The 6,212-nt window shown below is 30.5% G+C and carries 6 protein-coding genes and 1 rRNA gene; all 7 read right to left on the reverse strand.

What is annotated here, in order from left to right; all coding sequences use genetic code 11:
* Positions 1–4 precede the first annotated feature (4 nt).
* On the reverse strand, positions 5–580 hold the full coding sequence (locus tag AC37UB_RS04260; protein ID WP_277756532.1) for a lysozyme family protein: 576 nt from the start codon (positions 578–580) through the stop codon (positions 5–7).
* A gap of 636 nt (positions 581–1,216) precedes the next feature.
* Positions 1,217–2,476 carry a D-alanyl-lipoteichoic acid biosynthesis protein DltD gene (gene dltD / locus AC37UB_RS04265; RefSeq protein ID WP_117974204.1) on the reverse strand — a complete coding sequence of 420 codons (1,260 nt, stop codon included), beginning with the start codon at positions 2,474–2,476 and terminating at the stop codon, positions 1,217–1,219.
* Entirely contained in the window at positions 2,473–2,709 is a 237-nt protein-coding gene (gene dltC, locus AC37UB_RS04270) for a D-alanine--poly(phosphoribitol) ligase subunit DltC (RefSeq protein WP_117974202.1), read from the reverse strand. The genes dltD and dltC overlap by 4 nt, the downstream gene beginning before the upstream one ends.
* Before the next feature lie 13 nt (positions 2,710–2,722).
* Positions 2,723–3,946 (reverse strand): D-alanyl-lipoteichoic acid biosynthesis protein DltB, encoded by a 1,224-nt coding sequence (gene dltB, locus AC37UB_RS04275; RefSeq protein ID WP_117974200.1) that lies wholly within the window; start codon positions 3,944–3,946, stop codon positions 2,723–2,725.
* A complete protein-coding gene (gene dltA, locus AC37UB_RS04280) occupies positions 3,946–5,457 on the reverse strand; it encodes a D-alanine--poly(phosphoribitol) ligase subunit DltA (protein WP_242093719.1) in 1,512 nt (503 codons plus the stop codon). The genes dltB and dltA overlap by 1 nt, the downstream gene beginning before the upstream one ends.
* Before the next feature lie 17 nt (positions 5,458–5,474).
* Entirely contained in the window at positions 5,475–5,630 is a 156-nt protein-coding gene (locus AC37UB_RS04285; RefSeq protein WP_117974196.1) for a teichoic acid D-Ala incorporation-associated protein DltX, read from the reverse strand.
* Between the two features lie 330 nt (positions 5,631–5,960).
* A 5S ribosomal RNA gene (gene rrf / locus AC37UB_RS04290) occupies positions 5,961–6,076 on the reverse strand.
* Positions 6,077–6,212: the final 136 nt, after the last annotated feature.

Here is a 6,212-nt window from a genome sequence, read left to right on the forward strand (position 1 = left end):
TTTTCTATGATAATATGTTAATAATCTTCATATTTCGTTTAACAAGTTCCGCATAAAAGAAATTCCCACCATTTTGATATAATTTACCACCATTATGAAATAATGCAATCGGTTCATAATAATGGTATGTTGCACCTGTTGCATTTCCTAACATAGGTGCTAACACCTCTTTAGAATAAGTTTGAGCTAATTCTAAAGAATTTTTCTCACCATGAGTGACTACATAATCCACATAGCTTGTACCAAAATTATACGCTTGAACTCCTGTCCAAATATCACACCCATTATCAAGTGCATACTTGATTGCCTCTGCTAAATGTGTCACACCACTTGTGATACTCTCTTTTTCTGTTGTTATTTTATTTTGTTCACCATACTTACTTTCACTACTCTGCATAACGTCTACACTGTTGCCTTTTGTTTCCGTAAATATAATGGCTAATACAAGGTCTTCATATTGATCCATATTTTCTTCTTCTAAAACAGTCTTCACTAATGGTTCCCATTTTAATGTTTGGGTAACATGTTTTTTTAACTGCCAAACATACCAACTACATGCAATCAAAAATACTAATGTCAAAAATAAAATACACCGTTTTATTATTTTTTTACTCACTCATGCATTGCTCCTTATAATCAAGGTAGCATTTATTTTGTCATATTATGTTTGAATAATCAAGTCATAGTTAAACTGTTTAGTCTTATTTTAACAATTACATAATATCATTTAATAACAATAATTTATTTTATTGAAATATCTCATCTGTATCAGGCTCATATGTAAATCTTGTGCTATTTTTTCGGTAAAACTAATACTCTTGTACTTAGTTTAGGTGCTTTTTCTATATCATGGGTAATCATAAAAATACTTTGATGTTTTTCTTTCCACAGACATCGCAATAAGCCTTGCCTATTTCATCTTGTAATCGCATCTAATACAACTAAAGGGTTCATTTAACATCGCTCTAGCGCTATATAAACATTGTTTCATGCCGCCAGATAGTTCATAGTTTCTAATCCTATCAATCCAACCTGAGTAATCAATGTAGTGACTTTTTGTTTTATTTCCTCAGCTGACAATTTTTGCTATTCAGACCCATAAGCTATACTTTGTTCCACTGAAATTCAAGGATACTCCCACATCCACGCGATTCTTTTTAGACTCTCTAAAAATACAAAAAACTCCACTTACTGTTTAGGTAAATGGAGTGTTTGTTTATTTATATTGTTCTGTCTGCCATTCTTTACTAAAGAATAATTCTGGATTCATTTTATAATCAGGCTTTTTATTAGACTTCAGAAACTCTTGTAAATGAGTATCCATTTCTAACCATCCACGCCAACCAATGTGAATCGTGTCTTCCATGAAGAATTTTTCACCACGTTTATCAGTAAAATCGACAACATTATTAAAGCCTTGTGACGTTAATTGATAATTAATTTTTTTAGAAAAATCATCTAACATCTCAGTTGATAAGCCTGTATAATCAGACCACAACTTATTCACCGGTGGAATAACAAACATGGCATCAATATTATTTTTATCAAGCAATTCTAAGAAAGCCTCAAAATCTGCATATTCTGGTGAAGAGATATAGTTAAATTTCTTTTGAGAATCCTTTAACCTCCCTTTCATCGGCATAATTCTATTTGAGTAAAATCCATTTGAAATTTCAAATGGGTTATTATTCGTTTTCTCTTGTCCAATTTTATAAGCTAATGCATCAAGCTCATTAAAATTATATTGATTTGGTAAATATGTTGCTTGTTTATCAATTCGTTTATTCTTAGAAACAATTCCAATTTGACCAAATAGTAAATCTTCATTTCGAAGTCGTTTATATTTATAATAAGCTTTTCTTCTATCAGCTTTTGATAGTTCTTCGCCATTTTTTAATTTTAACAACATTTTCTTTAACTGAGTATCAGATTTTACACTTTCAAATTCAAGTAACCGACCAGCAATATATTGATCAGTTTGATCAGTTTCATCTAAATCTACTAACCATTCATACGTTTCAATCGGTGAATAAAAAAGTGAGTACATGGGATCTGATACACCTTTTTTAACAAACCATTGTGGAGAAATAATAAATACAACTTTTTTATTTTCTAATGGTTTTTTAACAGAATTTAACATAAAAAAGTGCGTTAAAGATTGCGTTCCTGGCGCTCCTAAGAGGAACGGTTCATAAGATCTATCATATTTTTTTGCCATTACAGATGGATGAAAAGGATTCACACGACTTAATTCAGATGAACCAAAGAATGGTAAATACTTTCCAGATTCCATTGCTTCTCTTTTTATTTCAGATCCTTTTAATACATTAACAGACATAGACGATGCAGCTTCATGTACTTTCTTTTCTGAAGGTTCCTTAATAAATTCTAGTGGCGAATACAATAAAACTACTATGAACAAAGCTGCTAAAGCGAATGGTCCAACAGCGAAAAATATTTTTTTCTTTAGTGTCATGATTGTAAAGCTTCAACCTGTGCAATAATTTGTTCAGGAGTCGCCCACTCGCTTCTTTCATATTCTGAAACAGGAACAGTTATACCTAATTGACCATCAATTTCTACTAACAATTGAACAGTAGCCATTGAATCTAAAATACCTTCTTCATATAAATCAACAGTCATTTGATCTGAAAAATCACTTCCTGTTAAATCTTCTAAAATACTTAAAACTGTCTCTTTTACGTTCATTTTTACCCATCTCCTATACTAAAATAAAGTGCTTAATTAATGTATCTAAAAATCCTGAGAATATCAAGAAACTAAAACATACTGCATTAAATGTAATAAAAATTGCTAAAGCATGAGTCCAACGATTACTTGGCAATGTGTCTTTATGTTTCTTTTTATATCTCAACCAAGCATCATTAATACAAATTAATAAAGCATGGTAAATACCATATACAATATAATACCAGGTTAATCCATGCCATAACCCCATTAACAGGAACAGGCCGAAATACCCAACGTTTGAAGCCACAACACGACTCTTAAATATTTTTTTCTTTAATAACGTAAACATCAATCTCATGTAAACATAATCTCTAAACCAAAATGATAAAGTGATGTGCCATCTATTCCAAAATTCTTTGATGTTGGGACTAATAAATGGTTTATTAAAGTTCATGGGTGTTTCATAACCAAGTAAATAACTTGTCCCTACTGCAAACAAACTATAACCAGCAAAATCAAAAAATAAATAAAAACTATACACATACATATACCCAATTGTTCCAAGAACAGGAGCCGTTCCACCTAGTGCAACTCCTTGAACAGTTGGTAATAATTGACTACCTAAAACATATCCTATAATAAATTTATATAATAAACCTAAGAATATATAATGAATACCTTTTTGTAACAACTCTACATATTTTTCTTTATCTGGCGGATTTAAATAATCTTTTAAAAATCGACGATAACGATCAATTGGACCAGATGAAATAGTTGGAAAGAAAATTAAAAATTGAATATAATATTTAATATTAAATTCCTTTAATATCCCGTCACGTATTTCCATCACGACTTGAACAGATTTAAAGGTTAAATAAGAATAACCTAGAAAAGCTAAAATCGACTGAGAACCAAAAAATGGTGAAAGCTTAATGATAATCATAGGCAATAGATTTAGCAAAACTGCTAAGTAAAAAATACTACTTTTATTATCTTTTTGTCTGTATTTAAAGTATATAGCCGTTAATAGTGTTTGCCAAATCATGTAGGCAATTAAAGCCAATCCCTGTTTTGAATTTGGGCCACCAAAACTAATCCATAAAAAGAAAATAGTTAAAAAATTTTGATACCACATCATTCTTTTACCATTTAAGGATAAAAGAATCGATGGAATAAATAATACACCTAATATAATAAAATAAAAAGGTTTTTCATAAGGAGTCAAGTATGGGATCAACTGTGCTAGCTGACTCATTAACTATTCACCTCATTTATTAACTTTTTACGATCTATTTTTCCGTTTTGTGTCATTGGAAGACTTTCAACAAAGACAAAACGATGTGGCACCATATAATCCATTACTGTTTTATTTAAGTCCTCTTTTAATTTTTGAATCAAGCTTTTTTCATCTGCTTTTTCAACAGGTGTTTCCAACACCACATAAGCTAATAATTGTTGTACCTTACCAGACTTATTATATTTTGGAACAGAACATGCCGAACGAATTTCTGGCAGAGTGATTAAATGGTGATCAATATCACCTAATTCCATCCTATAACCATTTAACTTAATTTGAAAATCCATTCTTCCTTTATAAAATAACAAATCGTCTTTGATTAAACCTGCATCTCCGGTTCGATAGGAAGGTACCCCTTCAAATTCAAAGAACACCTCTTTTGTTTTTTCAGAATTATTAAAATAACCTATAGATACACTTGGACCAGAAATAACAATTTCACCAATTTCACCACTAGGTAATTTTTCACCCTGATCATTCAAAATATGAATTGTTGTATCACTTTTAACTTTTCCAAGTGGTACTCGTTCATAGTTATCTAAAACATCTTGCGTGATGATAATATTAGTAATAGCAACAGTTGTTTCTGTTGGACCATATGTATTATAAATTTTAGCATTAGGGAAACGGTCTAACAATTTTTGAGCAGTATTTTTTGGTAATTCTTCGCCACAAAATTCAAAATTTTCTAATGTTGGTAAATGTTCAGAATCAAATTCTGGATTCAATAATACCATTTCAATTAATGAAGGAGTTGATACCCAGACATTCAAGGCCATTTCTGGAATTGATTTGAATAATAATGGAAAATTCTCAATCATCGTTTTCGGCATTGGAATAAGAGTTCCAGCTGATAATAAAGCAGGATACAAATCCATTACTGATAAATCAAATGAAAATGGTGCTTGACATAAAAAACGTTGATTTTTTTTCAAACAAAAATCACTCAACATCCAATTGGTAAAACTAATTAAATTATTATAAGTGATTTGCACCCCTTTTGGCTTTCCAGTTGTTCCAGATGTAAAAATAATATAATACACATCATTTTCACACACCACTTGTTTTGCTAAATATTCTTTTTCATCATTCATCAAAGAAATAACTGTTTGTCTATCATAAACTTCTTTTGTATCTAATGGCCAATCAGACAAAGATAAAACACAAGAAGCATTTGCTTCTTCAACAATCATCGATACTCGTTCTTTAGGTGTGTGATCATCAACAGGCACGTATGAATGACCCGATTTAGTACAAGCTAAAAAAGAAATAACCATTAAAGCCTCTTGCCCACCGTAGACAATAATAGGCGTTTTCACTGGGTACCTTTCTTCTAAAAATCCAGCGAGAGAATCTGATAATTTATCTAACTCTTTATAAGTGTATCGACGATTATTTTCTTCAAAAAAGATGGTTTCTTCACTATTTAATGAAATATCTTTAATTTTTTCTAAAATTTTATTTAACATTATTTACTAGCTCCTTTTTAAAATTGATTATATATGAAAGAGCCCCCACCAACATGGCTATATTGATACAAATAAATTAATACAAGTATTATGGCTGCATAAAAAAGTGTTTTTCCAACAAAACTCATCCATCTTTTTGTATTTTCTGGCACTTCAATTTTTTTTAATTCCATACATAGCACTCCTTTACTTTCAACTCATTTTACAATCATTTAAGTTAAATTATATCAAGCATATGATTGAATTTATAATAGGTCTTGAGACCTATTTTTTATAAATCTTTGACTAGTTTAGTGTAAATACTATTGTCAACAATAATAGTCAAATATTAAAAAACCTCATATATGAGTTTATCATATTTCTACTATATTTTATAATATTTTGTGTGATTTCATTCTTTATTCTCACTTTATTATTATTAACATGTCTATTATAACAAAAAAAGGAGATAACATAATTAAATGTACCCCCCTCTCTCGTTAATATTTAAATTAATACAAAAAGCACGGCAACGTCCTACTCTCACAAAGGGAAACCCTTCACTACCCTCGGCGCTAAGAAGCTTAACTTCTGTGTTCGGCATGGTTACAGGTGTATCCTTCTTGCCATCGTCACCGCACTTATATGCTTTTTATTGAGTGATGATTCACTCAAAACTGGATGTTAAGTTAGTATCAATATAATGGTCCACCGCTATCTTGGTTAAGTCCTCGACCGATTAGTACTAGTCCGCTCCATACATCACTGTACTTCCA

The sequence above is a fragment of the Vagococcus changpingensis genome (assembly GCF_058211775.1).